Genomic DNA, 18,231 nt, shown 5'->3' on the forward strand with positions numbered 1-18,231 from the left:
CACCGTGGTTATCCAAATCGACTCAACTCAAAACTACGAAACCAAAACCCAAGAGATCGCTAGACAACTTTTAGCCGAAACTCGCGAAAAAAAAGGTCTTTGGTCTGCTTTACAGGATCAAATGCGTTGGGATGATAAATTACTCGATTGGGCAATGTCTAACCCCAATTTACGAGTACAATTATTCCGTTTTATTGACTGTTTACCCGCTTTACGCAGTAATGCTGAGATCGCTAATCATCTGCAACAATACCTCGGTGATGCTTCCGTAGAACTGCCCAGTGCGCTGAAAAATATCCTCAACTTTAGTGATCCTAACTCCCTACCGGCTCAAACGGCCGCCAGTCTGATCGCTAAATCTGTAGAAACCTTAGCTCGTAAGTATATCGCTGGGGAAGACCTAGAGCAAATTACTCGCACTGTCACCCGTCTGCGGAAGGAAAAAATGGCTTTTACCATAGATCTCCTCGGTGAAGCGGTAATTACTGAAGCGGAAACCCAAGTTTATCTACAAAGTTATCTCGATTTAATCACCCATTTGGCTCAAGAAGCGACCAAATGGAATAAAGTTAGCCAAATTGATGAAGCGGACGGCGAATTACTACCACAAGTGCAGGTTTCTGTCAAGCTAACTGCCTTTTATTCTCAGTTTGATCCCATAGATCCGATTGGCAGTAAAGAGAAAGTTTGCGATCGCATTCGCCTACTATTGCGACGCGCTCAGGAGTTAGGGGTGGCAGTCCATTTTGATATGGAACAGTACGTTTATAAAAACCTCACCCTGGCTATCCTGAAAGAATTACTCCTAGAAGAAGAATTTCGCAGTCGTACCGATATTGGCATCACCCTACAGGCATATTTAAGAGATTCTGCCCAAGATTTACAAGATTTAATTAATTGGGCGAAAAAGCGCGGTTATCCCGTTACTGTCCGGCTAGTCAAAGGCGCTTACTGGGATCAGGAAACGATTAAATCTCGCCAAAATCATTGGCCACAGCCGGTATATAACGAAAAATCAGCCACCGATGCCAATTATGAGCGGATGACACGGTTATTATTGGAAAATCATCAATATTTATCCGCTGCTATCGGTAGTCATAACGTGCGATCGCAAGCTTTGGCCTGTGCGATCGCAGAAAGTTTAGAAATTCCCCGTCGTCGCTTTGAAATGCAGGTATTGTACGGCATGGGCGACCAATTAGCCAAAGCCTTAGTGAAGCGAGGTCATCGGGTGCGGGTTTATTCCCCCTACGGACAACTTTTACCCGGTATGGCCTACCTAATCCGCCGTTTATTAGAAAATACCGCTAATAGTTCCTTCCTACGGCAAAATTTGGAGGATCGTCCCGTGGAAGATTTAATCGCAGCCCCCCGGGTTTTAGGCAATGATAACCCGATTATCCCCGGTTTTCCTAATGCCCCCGATACAGATTATGCCAACGAGCAATTGCGAAATAAAGCGAGTCAAGCCCTTACTTTTGTCAAAAATTCCCTCGGTAAGACCTATTTACCCCTAATTAACGGTGAATACGTCACCACCAATGTTCAAATCAATTCCGTTAATCCCTGTAACCCGCAGGAAATAGTGGGAAAAGTAGGCTTAATTGAGGTGGAACAGGCAGAAAAAGCGATCATAGCGGCTAAACAGGCTTTTACCGCTTGGAAACGCACCCCAGTGGCTAAAAGAGCCGAAATACTGCGAAAAGCGGCAGATTTGATGGAAGCGCGACGACACGAGTTATCGGCCTGGATTTGTTTAGAAGTGGGCAAAGTTATCCAACAGGCGGATCCGGAAGTGTCAGAAGCGATCGATTTTTGCCGTTATTACGCCTCCGAGATGGAAAGACTGGATTTAGGGCATAATTTCGACGTAGCAGGCGAGAATAATCGTTATTCCTACCAACCCCGGGGTATTGCTTTAGTGATTTCTCCCTGGAATTTCCCCCTAGCGATCGCAGTGGGGATGACAGTAGCAGCTTTAGTAGCAGGTAACTGCACGCTATTGAAACCTGCCGAGACTTCTTCGGTGATTACGGCGAAATTTGCCGAGATTCTCCTAGAAGCGGGTATTCCTGCCGGAGTCTTCCAATATATCCCGGGTAAAGGTTCGCAAGTGGGGGCGCATTTAGTCAGCCATCCCGATGTTCACCTAATCGCCTTCACCGGTTCACGAGAAGTGGGCTGTCGCATCTATACAGATGCCTCTATCGTGCAAAAGGGTCAAAAACACCTAAAACGAGTTATCGCCGAAATGGGCGGCAAAAATGCCCTAATTGTCGATGAGAGTGCCGATTTAGATCAGGCCGTTGTCGGTGCGGTTAAGTCCGCTTTTGGCTACACCGGCCAGAAATGTTCCGCCTGTTCGCGGATAATCGTTCTGGAAAGCGTCTATGATAGCTTTGTTGATCGCTTTGTCGAGGCTACCAAGTCCCTCAATATCGGGCCGACAGATTTACCCAGTACGGAAGTAGGACCGGTTATCGACGAGAAAGCTCAAGCAAGAATTCGGGAATATATCGAAACTGGCAAAAAAGAGGCAGAATTGGCTCTAGAGATGCCAATTCCAGAGGTGGGTTATTTCGTCAGTCCCACCGTCTTTAAAAATGTTCCCCCCGATGCGGTAATAGCGATGGAGGAAATTTTCGGTCCCGTGGTGGCGATTATCAAAGTGAGTAATTTTGAGGAAGCTTTAGCTGTAGCTAACGGAACTGACTATGCTTTAACTGGTGGCTTATATTCTCGCACTCCTGCCCATATTAACCGAGCTATGCAGGAATTTGAAGTGGGAAACCTCTATATTAACCGGGGAATCACCGGTGCGATTGTCTCCCGTCAACCCTTCGGGGGTTTCAAGATGTCGGGGGTGGGTTCCAAAGCAGGGGGTCCAGATTATCTGCTGCAATTCCTCGAACCTCGTCACATCAGCGAGAATATTCAACGTCAGGGATTTGCACCGATTGAAGGGGCCGATTAAGCCATTCACAGCTAAAATTAGCTATTATTGGGGGTTTATACCCCCAAATCTGGTTCATTTATCGGCTAATACTAAATCCGGTTATTAAAGACTGATTATTTATTCCCCCTTTTGCCTTCTGCATGAGTAGAAAACGGGTTTCTCCGAGAAACCCGTTTTCTGTTTCTCCGAGAAACCCGTTTTCTGTGCATTTTCCCTTCCCCCCACTCCCCTATCTCCACCCCCCATCACCCCCATCTCCCCCATCTCCCCCATCTCCCCACTCTCCTAGACTTTTTAAACAGGATTTAGTATGACAGGGGACTCCCCAACTGTTGTCTTTCTTGCCCGATTTCTTGGCTGTCAACCTACTGCTATATACTTAAGTTGAGAATTGCGTCGGCCTATCAAGAAAAGACTATGACGATTGAAACCGTTGCCACAAAACCCTTTAGTGACCAAAAACCGGGGACTTCCGGACTGCGAAAATCCGTTCCCGTTTTTCAACAACCCCATTATCTGGAAAATTTTATTCAAGCTATCTTCAATACTTTAGACGGTATCGAGGGTCAAACCCTAGTTGTGGGTGGAGATGGTCGTTATTATAACCGTCAAGCTATTCAAACTATCCTGAAAATCGCCGCTGCTAACGGTATCGGTAGAATCCTCGTGGGAACCGATGGTATTGTCTCCACTCCCGCTATTTCTGGGTTAATTCGTGAAAATAACGCTTTTGGCGGTATTGTTCTCTCCGCTAGTCATAACCCCGGCGGTCCAGAGGGGGATTTTGGCATTAAGTACAATGTTACTAACGGCGGACCGGCCCCGGAAAATATCACCGATGCAATTTATGCCGAGACTAAGGTGATTAGCAGTTATAAAATCCTCTCAGGGGCCGATATTAACCTCGATCGCCCCGGTTCCTTTAAACTGGGAACTATGGATGTAGAAGTGATCGATGCGGTTACTCCCTACGTCAAAATGATGGAAAAGATTTTTGATTTCGATCGCATTCAGGCCCTACTCACTTCTGGTAAGTTTAAAATGTGCATGGATTCTCTCCATGCGGTGACGGGTCCCTACGCTTATGCCATCTTTGAACAGCGTTTAGGTGCGCCCAAGGGTACAGTATTAAATGGTATTCCCTTAGAGGATTTTGGTGGTGGTCATCCCGACCCTAACCTAGTCTATGCCCATGATCTGGTAGAAATTCTCTTTGGTCAAGATGCCCCCGATTTTGGGGCTGCTTCCGATGGAGATGGCGATCGCAATATGATCCTCGGTCGGAATTTTTTTGTCACCCCCAGTGATAGTTTGGCGGTACTAACTGCCAACGCTCATCTAGTACCAGGCTATCAAAATGGTATCACGGGAGTGGCGCGATCGATGCCCACCAGTGCGGCGGCCGATCGCGTAGCGGCTAAACTAGGAATTGACTGTTATGAAACTCCCACCGGTTGGAAATTCTTCGGTAATTTGTTAGATGCGGAGAAAGCAACCCTTTGCGGTGAGGAAAGTTTCGGCACGGGTTCCAATCATATTCGCGAAAAAGATGGTTTATGGGCGGTTCTTTTCTGGTTAAATATTTTGGCAGTTAAAGGGGAATCTGTAGAGGAAATTGTTCGCAGTCATTGGCAAGAGTTCGGTCGTAATTTCTATTCTCGTCATGATTATGAAGAAGTCGCCTTAGAACCGGCCAAAGAGATGATGGCACGTCTCCAGAAGCTGGTTTTAGACCTTAAGGGTCAACAATTTGGTAACTATGAAGTGGAATATGCCGATGATTTTAGCTACACGGATCCCGTGGATGGTAGTGTGAGTAAAAATCAAGGTATTCGCATTGGTTTTACTGATGGTTCTCGGATTATTTTCCGTCTCTCGGGTACGGGAACTAAAGGAGCAACTCTCCGGGTTTATCTAGAAAGTTATGAACCGGACGCGAGTAAACACGATATCGACACCCAAAAGGCCCTACAACCCTTAATTGATTTAGCTGAAGAAATCGGTCAAATTCGTCAATCTACTGGACGGGAACAACCCACAGTTATTACCTAAAATCTAGGGAGCAGCTATCAGTTTTTATCGGGGAATTTTTTGACCTGCTGACCACTGATAGCCTCTCCTTAATTACTTTCAGTAATTGCTTTCTGGTACAATTTCTGAATTCCCGTCACTAATTTATCTAACATCGAGCGATGACTATCGTGAGTCGGATCAAAACTCTGCACTTTGGTTAATAATTTCGCTTCCTGTACGTCCACGTCGTCATCGCTATAGATTAAAGTGCTAATCGATGCTAGTAGATCTTGATAGGTTTCTGGACTAGGATTATCGCCTAAATAGGACTCTAACCATCGATAACATTCACTGGTTTTAACCGGTTTTAGTTCCGATAATAGTGGTTTAATCTCTGGATCATCATCAAGTTTTTCCCTCATAGCTACCTGTCGTAAATAACTTCTTTCTGATGGTTGAATCACACCATCAATCCAAGCAACACCGATGAGAATTTTCAGTAATTGTTTATTTTTCATCTCACACTTCCTTGACTAACTTAGCCATAAAAAAACCGTCTTGATTATGTCGATGGGGTAACACTTCGATCGCTCCCGTTTCTGTATAGTATTCTGAGAAAGATGAATTAGAGTCGGGAGGGGCCATTTTCCAATCGGGATGAGCGGCCAAAAACTGCTCGATCACTCCTTCATTTTCTAACGGATTTAAAGTACAGGTGGCATAAACTAAGATTCCCTTCGGTTTTACCCAAGTGGCAGCCGAGGCTAAAAGTTCCCCCTGTCGTTTAGCTAGTACAGGTAAATTTTCGGGTGTTTGTCGCCAACGTATATCAGGACGCTTGTGCAGAGTTCCCAATCCTGAACAGGGAGCATCGATTAGTACACGATCAGCGATGCCGCACCACTGGGGACGATCGCGACTATCCCCTAGATGTATTTCGATCGCTTTTAAGTCTAATCTTTTAATATTGGCTTCTAACTGTCGTAAACGGGATGCCGTTTGATCACAGGCTAATATTCTCCCCCGATCGCCCATTAATTCGGCAATATGAGTGGTTTTTCCCCCCGGTGCCGCGCAAGCGTCGATAATTGTCTCTCCGGGCTGGGGATCGAGTAGATAAGTGACTAATTGGGCGCTAATATCCTGTAGGGTGTAATTTCCGGCTCGAAATCCCTCTAAACGCTCAATATTGCCTAAACCAGAGGTTAAACGGCAAGCTAGAGGTAACTTAAGATGATTAAAAGTTATATTGGCTGATTCTAACTCATTTTCTAGGGCTTCTCGGCTAGTTTTCAGGGGATTAATCCGAATATCAAGGTCGGGAGAGCGATTAAACCATTGACACAGTTGTTCCGTTTCCCTAACACTAAAGCGATCTAACCACAATTGCACCAACCAATCGGGGAAACTGTGGAGAATCCCCAATCTAGAAGCGGTATTTTCTGGCAAAATTAAAGGATCGTCGCCATTAGCAGTTAAACGGAGATATTGCCGCAGCATTCCGTTAACCACCGCCGCTAATTTGCCTAAATGACTGATTTTAGTTAATTCTACCGCCGTATTCACCGCCGCTGATGGGGGAATCTGGGATAGATAACGCAGTTGATAAAGACCAATATGGAGAATTCGCCGTAAATCCGGGGGTTGCTGGGCCGCGGTTTTTTTCCCCAAGCGATCGAGCAGTGCATCCAAAGTTCTTTGTCGGCGCATTATACCATAAACAATCTCCGTTGTCAAGGCTTTGTCAAGACAATTTAAGGAACTAGCGGACAAATGGCGATCAAGAGCGCGATCGGGATAGGCGGAGGAGCGATCAATATCCCGTAAAATCAGCAAAGCCAGCTGACGAGCATTATTCATGCAGTTTCTAGACGATTGCGGAGGAATTGGCGTAAAATAGTCAGTGCCGGAATCGGGATTTCGTGGCCCATATTTAACTCGTGATATTCGACGTTAACCCCCAAACCAAGCAGTAAATCCCTAGCTTGACGAGCGGCAGCGATAGGAACGACCGGATCCTGCTTACCATGAACAATTAAGACATTTTGTGGACCCTGGGGATGGGGTTCACTGTGCAGATAACCACTCAAGGAACCCAATCCCGCTAAGGGTAAGGATAAACCCACATCCAGCGTCATCGCTCCCCCTTGGGAAAAACCGGTCAAAAAAGTCCGCTCTAGGGGAATGCCAGTAGTTGCTTCTAGGGAAATAATCCAATCGTGCAACTGTTGACGACTAGCGACTAAACCTTGATAATCGGAGGTTTCCAGCGCATACCAGGCGCGTCCCCCCGGCACTTGGGGATGATCAAAGGGAGCATTGGGAAACAGAAATTGACAATCAGCCAGATCCAGCATCGATGCAAGGGGGGCCAGATCCATGGCATCTGCACCCCAACCGTGCAGCATGATCACTAGATAGCGAGCGGGATTTTCCGGGGAAGGGGGAATGACAATCGGGTTAAAAGACAGAATTTTTTCCTCGCAATTCTCTTTTTTCTCTATTCTATAGCGGTTTTCCCTGGGGTGAGATGGCTGTTGGGGAGTCTTTTCAGTGATCAGTGAGGCGCAATGATATGATTGTAGGGGCGAATCACCGTCAAGCGGAAACTAGACAGAATGATCTGGCTATTATTGCCCAACCCAGCCTTGAGCCAGTGAAAATGCGGGCTAATTGGCAGTTTTTGGGCAAAAAAGTTATCTAGACCTGTTAACAGGCAATTTATCCCTCGAATGAGCTACAATTATCGGTTAAACGTGGTTAATAGCGAGCAGATGCGTCGCATTGAAGGGGCGATTTTTGCCTCTGGTATGCCTGTGGCCGCTTTGATGGAAAAGGCGGCCCTGTTAACGGCACAACAGCTTAAAAAGTCCTATTCTTTGGCTGATTTCCCCAAAATCGGCGTTATCGTCGGCCCCGGTCACAATGGCGGCGATGCTCTCGTGATTGCTAGAGAATTACATCTCGCAGGTTATCAAGTATCTCTTTTTTGTCCGATCGCCAAACTCAAGGATTTAACAGCACAACAGGCTAATTATGTCAAGCATTTAGGCTTAATTTTTCAGAAAACTTTAGAATCTTTGGAGGATTGTCAGTTAATTATCGATGGTCTTTTCGGTTTTGGTTTAGAAAGGACTTTATCGGGAGATATTGCCGAATTAGTCGATAAAATTAATAGTTGGCAAAAACCGATAATTAGTATCGATATTGCTTCGGGAATTCACACCGACACTGGAGAGGTTTTAGGCACGGCAATTAAAGCCACTCATACCTTTTGTTTGGGACTCTGGAAACGCGCTTTTTTACAAGATTTGGCCTTACCCTATCTAGGCAAAGTGGAGTTAATTGACATAGGAATTAGCCGCGTTGACCTAGAAACAATTCTACAAGATTCACCGCCAATTCTGAGGGTTAATCCCGATCTAATTCGCCCTTATTTACCTTTACCCCGTCCTCTAGTTACCCATAAATATCAGCAGGGACATTTATTAATTATCTGTGGTTCTCGTCGTTATGCAGGGGGGGCAATTCTCGCCGGATTAGGAGCGCGAGGTAGTGGTGTGGGAATGCTTTCCATAGCTGTTCCTGCTGCCCTCAAATCTTTATTAATTAGTCATTTACCAGAAGCATTAATTATCGATTGTCCCGAAACTGCCACGGGAGCTATTGCCGAACTTCCCCTCGAATTAAATAATTATCATGTCCTCGCCTGTGGTCCTGGATTAACCACAGAAAATCCTGCTATTATCGAACAGGTTTTAGATAGTGATAAACCGATTATACTTGATGCCGATGCTTTAAATATTTTGGCTCAATTGGGTATAGAAAAATTATCATCTCGTCAGAATAAGACAATTTTAACGCCTCATTGGGGAGAATTTAAACGCTTATTTCCTAATTTATTAGGTTCTCAAGATAGGATTAATATCACTCAAGAAGCATCTCAACAAAGTGGTGCAATTGTCTTATTAAAAGGAGCCAGAACTATAATCGCCTCCCCGGGCGGTAAAATGTATATAATCCCCGAAAGTAGCTCCGCTCTAGCGCGAGGTGGTAGTGGTGATGTCTTAACGGGATTAATCGGCGGATTCTTAACCCAAATGCCAGATAAACCCTCGGAAGCAACCGCATTAGCGGCTTTTTTACACGCTCAAGCCGGCATTTTAGCGGCCAAAGAAAGGACAGAATTAGGAGTAGATGGAGTGACTTTAGCTAATTATTTATTTGCTGCCCTTAAAGGTTTAAATTAAACTCTGGAGGGAAACACACGCGACCCGAAAACCGAGTAAAATCTATAAATTATTAAGTAGGTAGGTGTTAAAAATTGTCAGACACCCTCCTTATCAAGGGTAGGGTTGATTCATGAATCAACCCTACTATGAATCAGCCTAGGATTAAGGGGGGATCAGAATTGATAATTGTTACTGTATCTAACATGAAAATATCTTTCATACAACGATTTTCATATTAGTGAGATACAAAATTTTAGACAACCATTAAAGCTTAATTTTTTCTGGTTCAATAACCAAACGATAGCCCAAGTTTTCTAGGAGAGTTTTAAGATTGGCTAATCCTAAATTATGGATTTCTGGAAGTATCTGATCGATATTATCAACATTAGCTTCTGAGAGTTGCATCTTGTTAATTTTAGCATTAAGCACATCTTGTAATGCCAGGATGAATACTTGAGCATTGCCATCTTCTAGAGCGGCATTTAAATAGGCTCTAGCTTCTTCAGGATCTTGCAATGCCTTGAATAAATCATCTTGATAGCTTCTACTGTTAGCCATCAGTACGCATCTGATAATCTTGCCAATATTATTTGGCTGATGAGCTTCCATCTTGAATGCCAATCGAAGATTTGATCGTAATTGTACCTGAAATCGGGACAACCATCAATTGGGGAACCCCCACGAGGGATTGCCCCTACTGCTGTTACATAAAACGGTTAAAAAACTGTATCAAAAGTGACAGACATGAGAAAAAAAAATAAGATGTTCCCCGTTTATTTAACCTTATTTCAGGAGATTTCAGGATGAAACTCGCTGTCAAGCCTCTTGTTGTATCCACAGCCGCCCTGGGCTTAATATTTGGTGTGGCACAAAACGCCCAAGCCGCACTGATTACAGGAATTACTGCTTCAACGGATATGGGTAGTAATGGTACTGATATAATCAATACCGTGAATGGGCAAGGGTTGCCAGGTAATACACCAAGTCTGACGGGGACTCATGCTCTGGCTGCTTTTAATGCTTGGGCGGGAAGTCAGTCCACTGGTAACATCACTTTTAATCTCAATGGCAGCTATAGTCTGACTGGTTTTAGCTTCTGGAACTTGAACAATCCTGATAATACTGCTGGAATTAAGGACGTGACTGTTCAATCCTCCACCAATGGTACGACTTGGACTACTATAGCCGGCGCTCCTACTCAGTTTGCTATCGCAGCTAACGCTCCTCAATCTCCAGCGCAGTTCAGTTTTTCTCGGTTACTGCGTCCTTTGTCGGTTTGTTGTTGCTAGTAACTGGGGATTCTCTGGTGCTACTGGCTTCTCAGAGGTTCAATTTGATGGAACCCCCGTCCCCGAACCATCTGCCTTACTTGCGCTCTTAGCCTTTGGTTTAGGGGGTGTCAGTTTAAGAAAAAGACTTTAAGGAAGCGAGTGCAATTAATCCCTAGATAGCTGTAGTGGGAGCGTCTCGCTCCCCAGCAAGATACCGAAGCTTGTAGGAATGTTAACCAAAACCACTTATAGTTAAGGAATTTTGATAAGTTGGAGATTGAACAAAGTATAGAAAGTCTCTAGCGCTGACAACTATGGCTGTAATTGTCCAAAAATACGGTGGTACATCGGTAGGTTCCGTGGAACGCATTCAATCCGTCGCTCAACGGGTCAAAAATACGGTAATAGCAGGAAATACCGTGGTGGTGGTCGTTTCTGCCATGGGTAAAACCACCGATGGATTGGTCAATTTAGCCAAACAAATCGCCGCCGAACCCTCGCGCCGGGAGATGGATATGTTATTATCCACGGGGGAACAGGTGACGATCGCCTTGATGAGTATGGCCCTAGAGGAAATCGGACAACCGGCCATCTCCCTAACTGGCGCTCAGGTGGGAATTGTCACGGAATCCGAACATAGTCGCGCCCGTATTTTAGAAATTAAAACCGATCGCCTCTCCCGTCATCTATCGGAGGGTAAAGTAGTTGTTGTCGCCGGTTTTCAAGGTGTCAGCGATAGTGATCAATTAGAGATTACCACCCTGGGGCGCGGTGGTTCCGATACCTCGGCCGTGGCCCTAGCAGCCGCCTTAAAAGCCGATTTTTGCGAAATTTACACCGATGTACCCGGTATTCTCACCACTGACCCCCGTTTAGTCCCCGAAGCGCGTCTTTTAGACCAAATTACCTGCGATGAGATGCTCGAATTAGCCAGTTTAGGGGCGAAAGTTCTCCACCCGCGAGCGGTGGAAATCGCTAAAAATTTCGGGGTTCCCTTGGTTGTCCGTTCCAGTTGGACAGATGAGCCTGGTACTTGGGTGACATCCCCGGCACCGAAACCGCGCACCCTGCAAGGATTGGAATTGACAAAAGCAGTGGATGCGGTGGAATTTGACGGTAATCAGGCGAAAATCTCCCTTTTACGGGTTCCTGATCGTCCCGGTATCGCTGCCCGTTTATTCGGGGAAATCGCTCATCAACAGGTGGACGTGGATTTAATTATTCAATCGATTCACGAGGGGGACAGCAACGATATCGCCTTTACGGTGATGGGAAATGCCTTGAAAAAAGCCGAATCCGTGGCCGAAGCGATCGCACCGGTTTTACGTTCCCATCCCACTAATACAGAGGAAGCGGAAGTGATCATCGAATCTGGGGCTGCTAAAATCGCCATTACCGGCGCTGGAATGATTGGCCGGCCGGGAATTGCTGCCCAAATATTTAGCACTTTGGCCGCAGCGGCAATTAATATCGAAATGATCTCCACTTCCGAAGTAAAAGTCAGTTGTGTCATCGATGAAGCGGACGGAGAAAAAGCAATTAAAGTCCTTTGTGATGCTTTTCAACTGGAGTATTCTGCTAAAGTTGCTCATCGCGAAATCCCTCACAATTTAGTCCCGGTACGGGGAGTGGCCCTAGATAATAATCAGGCACAAATGGCCATTCGTCACGTCCCCGATCGCCCCGGGATGGCAGCGAGAATTTTCTCGGTTTTAGCGGCAAAAAATGTCAGTGTCGATATGATTATTCAATCCCAACGCTGCCGCATTGTCGATGGTATTCCCCGACGGGATATCGCTTTTACTTTGCCCCAAGCTGATGCTAATTTAGCCCAAAAAATCCTCTTAGAACTATCGGAAAGTTTGGGGTTACAGGAAGTGGTGGTTAATAATGATGTGGCCAAAGTTAGTATTGTTGGTTCGGGAATGGAAGGACAACCTGGGGTAGCAGCACGCTTTTTTGAAGCTTTAGCAAAGGAGAAAATTAATATTTTAATGATTGCTACTTCTGATATAAAAATCAGTTGTGTGGTGAATCAAGAAGATGGAGTCAGGGCCCTACAAGTGGTTCACGCCGCTTTTGGATTAGCCGGACAGGGTAAAATTGAAGTACCCGCCTAATTGACATCCTCACCGCCGTAAACGGACGGTGATTCCCAAACCTCACGATTTGGGTTTCTGCTTCTTTCCCTTGCGGGGTTCCGCACCTGCCTTAACAGATTTACTCTGTTCTGGTCTTATGGTCGCTCTACAGACTGACACCGCAAGTCCTGCGGCCAAAATGTTTTTACTGGCGTTAATATCTCGGTCATGGTGAGTCCCGCAGTCTGGACAATCCCATTCTCGAATATTTAACGGCATTTTCTCAGCAATATACCCGCAATTACTACACCTTTTAGAACTGGGAAACCATCTATCTATTTCGATGTAATTTCTCCCATACCAACGGCATTTATAGGCTAATTGTCGAGTTATTTCTCCCCAACTAACGTCAGATATTGCCTGAGATAATTTCGGGTTTTTGACCAGATTCTTGACGGCTAAATTCTCAACCACAATCGTTTGGTTTTCACGAACTAATTGAGTGGTTAGCTTGTGTAAATGGTCTTTTCTACTATCAGTAATTTGGGCGTGAATCTTGGCTACTTTGATTCTCGCTTTTTCCCGATTTTTTGACCCTTTCTGTTTTCTAGAAAGGCTTTTTGGGTCCTTTCGCAGTCTCCGATAATGCTTTTTAAAATGCTTGGGATTAGATACCTTGTCTCCATCGCTGGTAATCACAAGGCTACTAATTCCTAAGTCAATTCCGATGGCTTTATCGGTTGGGGGTAAGGGTTTAATTGTTGGGTCATCAAATCTTATTGAGATATGCCAACGTCCAGAAGGATGTAATCTGACTGTTACTGTGCTTGGTTCACAAGCTTCTGGTATTTGTCTTGACCATCGAATAGGTAAAGGTTCTGTGCATTTAGCTAAATAGATTTGTTTGTCTTTGAACTTAAAAGCAGATTTGGTAAATTCGGCACTTCCTCCTTGATGTTTTTTCTTAAAGTTAGGATACTTAGTACGACCAGCAAAGAAATTGGTAAAAGCTGTTTGTAGGTGTCTTAACCCTTGTTGCAAAGGTACACAGCTTACTTCGTTGAGAAAGTCTAATTCTTCTTGCTTTTTCCACTCGGTTAGCATTGAAGAGGTTTCAGTATATCCTACTCTTTCTTGCTTTTCGTACCATGCTTGTGTTCTGAGATGGAGAGCTTTATTGTAAACCAATCTTACACAGCCCAAAGTGCGCCGCAATAGCGACTCTTGTTCGGGTGTGGGGTAAAATCGAAACGAATAGGCTTTTTCCATGTCTCACATTTTAGCATATATTTGGTAAATGCGCTATAGCAAATAATGGGTTATTTAGGACGCTTTCAATTTTCAAACTCTTATCTGAACAGGGTTTCAGCGATGGATTGTCCTAAGCACCTTGGTCTTTGCTATAGTATTTAACGGTAAAGCCGTCGTAGAACGACGGGGTTTCAGACCCAAAATTTTCGATGAAATTAAAAGTTCTATGATAGAACGTAGGTTGGGTTGAAGCATGAAACCCAACGCTCGCATAGTTTACGCTACCGCTAACCCATCCTACAAATAATTGTGCCTATCTACTTAAATGAAATTAAAAGTTCTATGATAGGGGTAAGAGTTGTCAAATTGCTGGCAACTTAACCCCCAAAAATCCGATCAATAAGTTAACCCTCATTACCCCGATTTTATCTATGGAACCGATAACAGTGGCGACAATTGTTGCTTTGGTATTTCAGACTACTGTAGAAAAATTTACTGAAGCTGCTCTAGAAAAAATTAATACTTTGCGGCAAATTATCTGGAATAAACTTAAAGCTAATCCTAATGCTGAAAAAGCTTTACAAGCTGCTGAAAAAGGGTCAAAAACTGATCTAGAAAAAGTGGCAGATTATTTAAAGGTTGCCATGAATGATGAAGCAGATTTTGCCGAAAAAGTCAAGGGTTTAGCAACAGAAATTCAATCCTTGAAAATTCAGGATAATAGTAGTATGAACCAGGCTAATTCTGGAGGTCAAAATTTCCAGAATCAGGGGGAGGTTGGTGAAGTTTATCAAGCAGCAACTATAAACATCAATAAAACCTGACTGGAGCCGCCTGTTAAGGAACAGGTTAAACAACATCCTCACAATTTATCTAATAGTAATATCCCTAAATTTGTTGGTAGGGATAAGGAATTAATTGACTTAAAAAATAAATTACAACAATCCCAAAAGCTTGCTATATCTACCTTAACGGGAATGGGAGGCATAGGTAAAACCGAACTAGCCAGACAATTTGGCTGGCAACAATGGCGAGAAAAAGCCTATCCAGGGGGTATATGTTGGTTAAATGTGGCAGAGAGTGATGGCGGTTTTATCGGTACTTCTATTTTAGATTTTGCCCGAGTACATTTCAAATTAACTTTACCGGATGAGGGAGAATTAGACATAAAAATTCGTTATTGTTGGCAAAATTGGTTAGCGGGAAATGTCTTAATTATTTTTGATGATGTACGGGATTATCAGCAAATTAAGTATTATTTACCACCGCAAGAGGAGAAACGCTTTCAGGTTTTAATTACCACTCGCAAGGAATATTTATCAGCGACAATTGCGACTTTTCGGGTAGAAGTTTTAAAAGAAGAAGATGCACTTGATTTATTGCGTTCCTACCTCGGAGATAACAGAATTGACACACAAATCGAAGAAGCTAAATTATTGTGTCAGGATTTGGGTTATTTGCCCTTAGGGTTAGAATTGGTGGCAAGGTTGCTGGTACGACGACAGGATTGGAAAATTAGCAAAATACGGCAGAAGTTAGCAGAAAACGGCTTAGAGGAGCAAATTTTAGAGAAAAATCCCAAGTTTCATGGGGAAATGACAGCAGAAAGAGGGTTGAAAGCTGCCTTTAATCTCAGTTGGGAGGAGTTGAATAGCGAACCAGATGCCCAAATTTTGGCACTTTACCTCAGTTTATTCGCTCTTGCGCCCTTTTTCAAGGAGATGATTCTGGATTTATTTCCCGATGAGGATGGGGATACAGTAGAGGAATGGTTAACCGATAGCTTAGTTCACCTGAGCTTAGTTCAGGATAAGGGTGAGGGTTGGTATGAAATTCATCCCCTGTTGCGTCGCTATTTTCGGGATAAGTTAGAAGCATCACCCCACGCAGAACCAGCAAAGCGCCGCTATTGCGGTATTATGGCCAAAAAATCGGCAGAAATGCCACAGGATGTGACTGTAGAAATCGTTGAAGATTTTAAACCTTTCCTTCTCCATCTGCAAGCATCTGTCGGGGAATATCCAGAATATATCGCTGATGAGGATTTAGCTCGGTCCTATACGGGTTTAGCTCGTTATTATGAAGGACAAGGATTGTATGCTATTGCTGAACCTTACTATCAAAATTGTTTAACCGCAACTCGAACCCGTTTAGGAGACAATCATCCCGATGTGGCAAGTTCCCTCAACAATTTAGCACTATTGTACGAATCCCAAGGCAGATACACAGAAGCGGAACCTCTCTATCTAGAAGCATTAGATTTGTATAAACGACTCTTAGGAGACAATCATCCCGATGTGGCAACTTCCCTCAACAATTTAGCAGGATTGTACGATTCCCAAGGCAGATACACAGAAGCGGAACCTCTCTATCTAGAAGCATTAGATTTGTATAAACGACTCTTAGGAGACAATCATCCCGATGTGGCAACTTCCCTCAACAATTTAGCAGGATTGTACGATTCCCAAGGCAGATACCCAGAAGCAGAGCCTCTCCTTCTAGAAGCATTAGATTTGAGAAAACGACTCTTAGGAGACAATCATCCCGATGTGGCAACTTCCCTCAACAATTTAGCAGGATTGTACGATTCCCAAGGCAGATACACAGAAGCGGAACCTCTCTATCTAGAAGCATTAGATTTGAGAAAACGACTCTTAGGAGACAATCATCCCGATGTGGCAACTTCCCTCAACAATTTAGCAGGATTGTACGATTCCCAAGGCAGATACCCAGAAGCAGAGCCTCTCCTTCTAGAAGCATTAGATTTGAGAAAACGACTCTTAGGAGACAATCATCCCGATGTGGCAACTTCCCTCAACAATTTAGCAGGATTGTACGATTCCCAAGGCAGATACACAGAAGCGGAACCTCTCTATCTAGAAGCATTAGATTTGATAAAACGACTCTTAGGAGACAATCATCCCGATGTGGCAACTTCCCTCAACAATTTAGCAGGATTGTACGATTCCCAAGGCAGATACCCAGAAGCAGAGCCTCTCCTTCTAGAAGCATTAGATTTGAGAAAACGACTCTTAGGAGACAATCATCCCGATGTCGCACTTTCCCTCAACAATTTAGCAGGATTGTACAAATCCCAAGGCAGATACACAGAAGCGGAACCTCTCTATCTAGAAGCATTAGATTTGATAAAACGACTCTTAGGAGACAATCATCCCCTTGTGGCAACTTCCCTCAACAATTTAGCAGGATTGTACGATTCCCAAGGCAGATACACAGAAGCGGAACCTCTCTATCTAGAAGCATTAGATTTGAGAAAACGACTCTTAGGAGACAATCATCCCGATGTCGCACTTTCCCTCAACAATTTAGCAGTATTGTACCGTTCCCAAGGCAGATACACAGAAGCGGAACCTCTCTATCTAGAAGCATTAGATTTGAGAAAACGACTCTTAGGAGACAATCATCCCGATGTGGCACTTTCCCTCAACAATTTAGCATATTTGTACCAATACCAAGGCAGATACACAGAAGCGGAACCTCTCTATCTAGAAGCATTAGATTTGAGAAAACGACTCTTAGGAGACAATCATCCCGATGTGGCAACTTCCCTCAACAATTTAGCAGGATTGTACGATTCCCAAGGCAGATACCCAGAAGCGGAACCTCTCTATCTAGAAGCTTTAGCAATTGCCGAGCAAGCTTTAGGGGAGAATCATCCTAATACAATAATATTTCGGGAAAATTATGCTATCTGTCTTCGTCGTGGGGGATAATTAAACATAAAACTAGCTATGAAAATCTACTTAGATACTAGCGCACTCCATCGTATTTTTGATGATCGCTCTCAGGTACGCATTGCTCTTGAAGCTTTAGCAGTACAATCTATTCTATTGCTAATTCAAGAACGTACAGTCGAACTAATTATATCAGACGCACTTGCCTATGAAATCTCTCGCAATCCTTATCCAGAAAATAAAATGACTGCTTTTAGCATTTTACGACTTGCCAACTCTTATCAAGTATTGACAACTGAAACGTTAAATCGTGGACAACAACTAGAAACAAATGATAACATCGGTAAACTAGATGCTTTACATCTAGCCTGTGCCGAATCTCAACAGGTTGATTTCTTTATTACTTGCGATGATCGCCTCATCAAACGCTATAAAGGTATAATGCGTATATGTAATCCTGTCGAATTTATTTTACTAATGACTGAATCAGGAGATAAATCATGAAAATTGACTTCCCTAGTTTACCTCGTAACACTGAATTGCATCGTGAAGCTATTGAAATTCTAAACGAACGAATGGGTATCGCCAAAGCTGCCATCTTTATGAGTGATGCCTTTTGGAAACCAACTGACTATCTAGAAATTAAACATAATCTGTTTGCTGATGAAACTGTTGCTAGTCTTTATGAAAAAGTGGTACTTTGGCGTGAGCAAACTCAAAAACCCTAATATT

General features: G+C 43.9%; 16 protein-coding genes. 11 read left to right on the top strand and 5 right to left on the bottom strand.

Features of this window, described 5'->3' with window-relative positions:
- Positions 1–4: 4 nt before the first annotated feature.
- Together pruA and GQR42_RS07500 are read left to right on the top strand one after the other, a co-directional pair.
- A complete protein-coding gene (gene pruA, locus GQR42_RS07495) occupies positions 5–2,974 on the top strand; it encodes an L-glutamate gamma-semialdehyde dehydrogenase (protein ID WP_158199483.1) in 2,970 nt (989 codons plus the stop codon).
- A gap of 399 nt (positions 2,975–3,373) precedes the next feature.
- A complete protein-coding gene (locus GQR42_RS07500) occupies positions 3,374–5,008 on the top strand; it encodes an alpha-D-glucose phosphate-specific phosphoglucomutase (RefSeq protein WP_158199484.1) in 1,635 nt (544 codons plus the stop codon).
- A 68-nt stretch (positions 5,009–5,076) separates the two neighbouring features.
- Here GQR42_RS07500 and GQR42_RS07505 read toward each other — a convergent pair whose 3' ends face one another.
- Genes GQR42_RS07505 through GQR42_RS07515 form a run of 3 tightly spaced genes read right to left on the bottom strand, consistent with a single transcriptional unit; the run spans position 5,077 to position 7,419 of the window.
- Positions 5,077–5,487 carry a TerB family tellurite resistance protein gene (locus GQR42_RS07505; RefSeq protein ID WP_158199485.1) on the bottom strand — a complete coding sequence of 137 codons (411 nt, stop codon included), beginning with the start codon at positions 5,485–5,487 and terminating at the stop codon, positions 5,077–5,079.
- A gap of 1 nt (position 5,488) precedes the next feature.
- Complete coding sequence (locus GQR42_RS07510; RefSeq protein WP_158199486.1) at positions 5,489–6,829, bottom strand: 16S rRNA (cytosine(967)-C(5))-methyltransferase; 1,341 nt, start codon at positions 6,827–6,829, stop codon at positions 5,489–5,491.
- A complete protein-coding gene (locus tag GQR42_RS07515) occupies positions 6,826–7,419 on the bottom strand; it encodes an alpha/beta hydrolase (RefSeq protein WP_307719611.1) in 594 nt (197 codons plus the stop codon). Before GQR42_RS07515 ends, GQR42_RS07510 begins: the two co-directional genes overlap by 4 nt.
- Positions 7,420–7,544: 125 nt before the next feature.
- Between GQR42_RS07515 and GQR42_RS29450 the strand changes: the two genes are divergently transcribed.
- Both GQR42_RS29450 and GQR42_RS07520 read left to right on the top strand, forming a co-directional pair.
- Positions 7,545–7,673, top strand: a complete 129-nt coding sequence (locus tag GQR42_RS29450) for a hypothetical protein (protein ID WP_257792622.1) — start codon at positions 7,545–7,547, stop codon at positions 7,671–7,673.
- A gap of 28 nt (positions 7,674–7,701) precedes the next feature.
- The gene (locus GQR42_RS07520; protein WP_158199487.1) at positions 7,702–9,219 is read left to right on the top strand and encodes an NAD(P)H-hydrate dehydratase; all 1,518 of its coding nucleotides are present in this window, start codon (positions 7,702–7,704) and stop codon (positions 9,217–9,219) included.
- A 246-nt stretch (positions 9,220–9,465) separates the two neighbouring features.
- On the opposite strand, the gene GQR42_RS07525 is transcribed toward GQR42_RS07520, so the two are convergent.
- On the bottom strand, positions 9,466–9,759 hold the full coding sequence (locus GQR42_RS07525) for a helix-turn-helix domain-containing transcriptional regulator (protein ID WP_158199488.1): 294 nt from the start codon (positions 9,757–9,759) through the stop codon (positions 9,466–9,468).
- Between the two features lie 245 nt (positions 9,760–10,004).
- On the opposite strand from GQR42_RS07525, the gene GQR42_RS07530 reads away from it, so the two are divergent.
- From GQR42_RS07530 to GQR42_RS07535, 3 genes are all read left to right on the top strand, one after another.
- Positions 10,005–10,490, top strand: a complete 486-nt coding sequence (locus GQR42_RS07530) for a discoidin domain-containing protein (RefSeq protein ID WP_371731312.1) — start codon at positions 10,005–10,007, stop codon at positions 10,488–10,490.
- The gene (locus GQR42_RS29885) at positions 10,405–10,623 is read left to right on the top strand and encodes a PEP-CTERM sorting domain-containing protein (protein WP_371731313.1); all 219 of its coding nucleotides are present in this window, start codon (positions 10,405–10,407) and stop codon (positions 10,621–10,623) included. Before GQR42_RS07530 ends, GQR42_RS29885 begins: the two co-directional genes overlap by 86 nt.
- Positions 10,624–10,786: 163 nt before the next feature.
- Positions 10,787–12,592 (top strand): aspartate kinase, encoded by a 1,806-nt coding sequence (locus GQR42_RS07535; RefSeq protein WP_158199489.1) that lies wholly within the window; start codon positions 10,787–10,789, stop codon positions 12,590–12,592.
- Positions 12,593–12,634: 42 nt separating this feature from the next.
- Here GQR42_RS07535 and GQR42_RS07540 read toward each other — a convergent pair whose 3' ends face one another.
- On the bottom strand, positions 12,635–13,822 hold the full coding sequence (locus GQR42_RS07540) for an RNA-guided endonuclease InsQ/TnpB family protein (RefSeq protein WP_158199490.1): 1,188 nt from the start codon (positions 13,820–13,822) through the stop codon (positions 12,635–12,637).
- Between the two features lie 413 nt (positions 13,823–14,235).
- Here GQR42_RS07540 and GQR42_RS07545 point away from each other — a divergent pair, with 413 nt between their 5' ends.
- The 4 genes from GQR42_RS07545 to GQR42_RS07560 all read left to right on the top strand — a co-directional run bounded on the left by GQR42_RS07545 (position 14,236) and on the right by GQR42_RS07560 (position 18,227).
- Positions 14,236–14,628, top strand: coding sequence for a hypothetical protein (locus tag GQR42_RS07545; protein ID WP_158199491.1), 393 nt, complete (start codon positions 14,236–14,238; stop codon positions 14,626–14,628).
- Between the two features lie 135 nt (positions 14,629–14,763).
- The gene (locus tag GQR42_RS07550) at positions 14,764–17,538 is read left to right on the top strand and encodes a tetratricopeptide repeat protein (RefSeq protein ID WP_233271448.1); all 2,775 of its coding nucleotides are present in this window, start codon (positions 14,764–14,766) and stop codon (positions 17,536–17,538) included.
- A gap of 18 nt (positions 17,539–17,556) precedes the next feature.
- Positions 17,557–18,003 (top strand): type II toxin-antitoxin system VapC family toxin, encoded by a 447-nt coding sequence (locus GQR42_RS07555; RefSeq protein WP_158199492.1) that lies wholly within the window; start codon positions 17,557–17,559, stop codon positions 18,001–18,003.
- Complete coding sequence (locus tag GQR42_RS07560; RefSeq protein ID WP_158199493.1) at positions 18,000–18,227, top strand: hypothetical protein; 228 nt, start codon at positions 18,000–18,002, stop codon at positions 18,225–18,227. Before GQR42_RS07555 ends, GQR42_RS07560 begins: the two co-directional genes overlap by 4 nt.
- The last annotated feature ends 4 nt before the right edge of the window (positions 18,228–18,231 follow it).

This window comes from Microcystis aeruginosa FD4 (assembly GCF_009792235.1).
Classification (GTDB): Bacteria; Cyanobacteriota; Cyanobacteriia; order Cyanobacteriales; family Microcystaceae; genus Microcystis; species Microcystis viridis.

Excerpts from the sequence above, each read along its gene's own strand:
- GQR42_RS07530 (WP_371731312.1), top strand. The coding sequence starts at position 10,005 with ATGAAACTCGCTGTCAAGCCTCTTGTTGTATCCACAGCCGCCCTGGGC.
- GQR42_RS07555 (WP_158199492.1), top strand. The coding sequence starts at position 17,557 with ATGAAAATCTACTTAGATACTAGCGCACTCCATCGTATTTTTGATGAT.
- GQR42_RS07510 (WP_158199486.1), bottom strand. The coding sequence starts at position 6,829 with ATGAATAATGCTCGTCAGCTGGCTTTGCTGATTTTACGGGATATTGAT.
- GQR42_RS07545 (WP_158199491.1), top strand. The coding sequence starts at position 14,236 with ATGGAACCGATAACAGTGGCGACAATTGTTGCTTTGGTATTTCAGACT.
- GQR42_RS07525 (WP_158199488.1), bottom strand. The coding sequence starts at position 9,759 with ATGGCTAACAGTAGAAGCTATCAAGATGATTTATTCAAGGCATTGCAA.
- GQR42_RS07535 (WP_158199489.1), top strand. The coding sequence starts at position 10,787 with ATGGCTGTAATTGTCCAAAAATACGGTGGTACATCGGTAGGTTCCGTG.
- GQR42_RS07500 (WP_158199484.1), top strand. The coding sequence starts at position 3,374 with ATGACGATTGAAACCGTTGCCACAAAACCCTTTAGTGACCAAAAACCG.
- GQR42_RS07560 (WP_158199493.1), top strand. The coding sequence starts at position 18,000 with ATGAAAATTGACTTCCCTAGTTTACCTCGTAACACTGAATTGCATCGT.
- GQR42_RS29450 (WP_257792622.1), top strand. The coding sequence starts at position 7,545 with ATGATTGTAGGGGCGAATCACCGTCAAGCGGAAACTAGACAGAATGAT.
- GQR42_RS07520 (WP_158199487.1), top strand. The coding sequence starts at position 7,702 with ATGAGCTACAATTATCGGTTAAACGTGGTTAATAGCGAGCAGATGCGT.
- GQR42_RS07505 (WP_158199485.1), bottom strand. The coding sequence starts at position 5,487 with ATGAAAAATAAACAATTACTGAAAATTCTCATCGGTGTTGCTTGGATT.
- GQR42_RS07540 (WP_158199490.1), bottom strand. The coding sequence starts at position 13,822 with ATGGAAAAAGCCTATTCGTTTCGATTTTACCCCACACCCGAACAAGAG.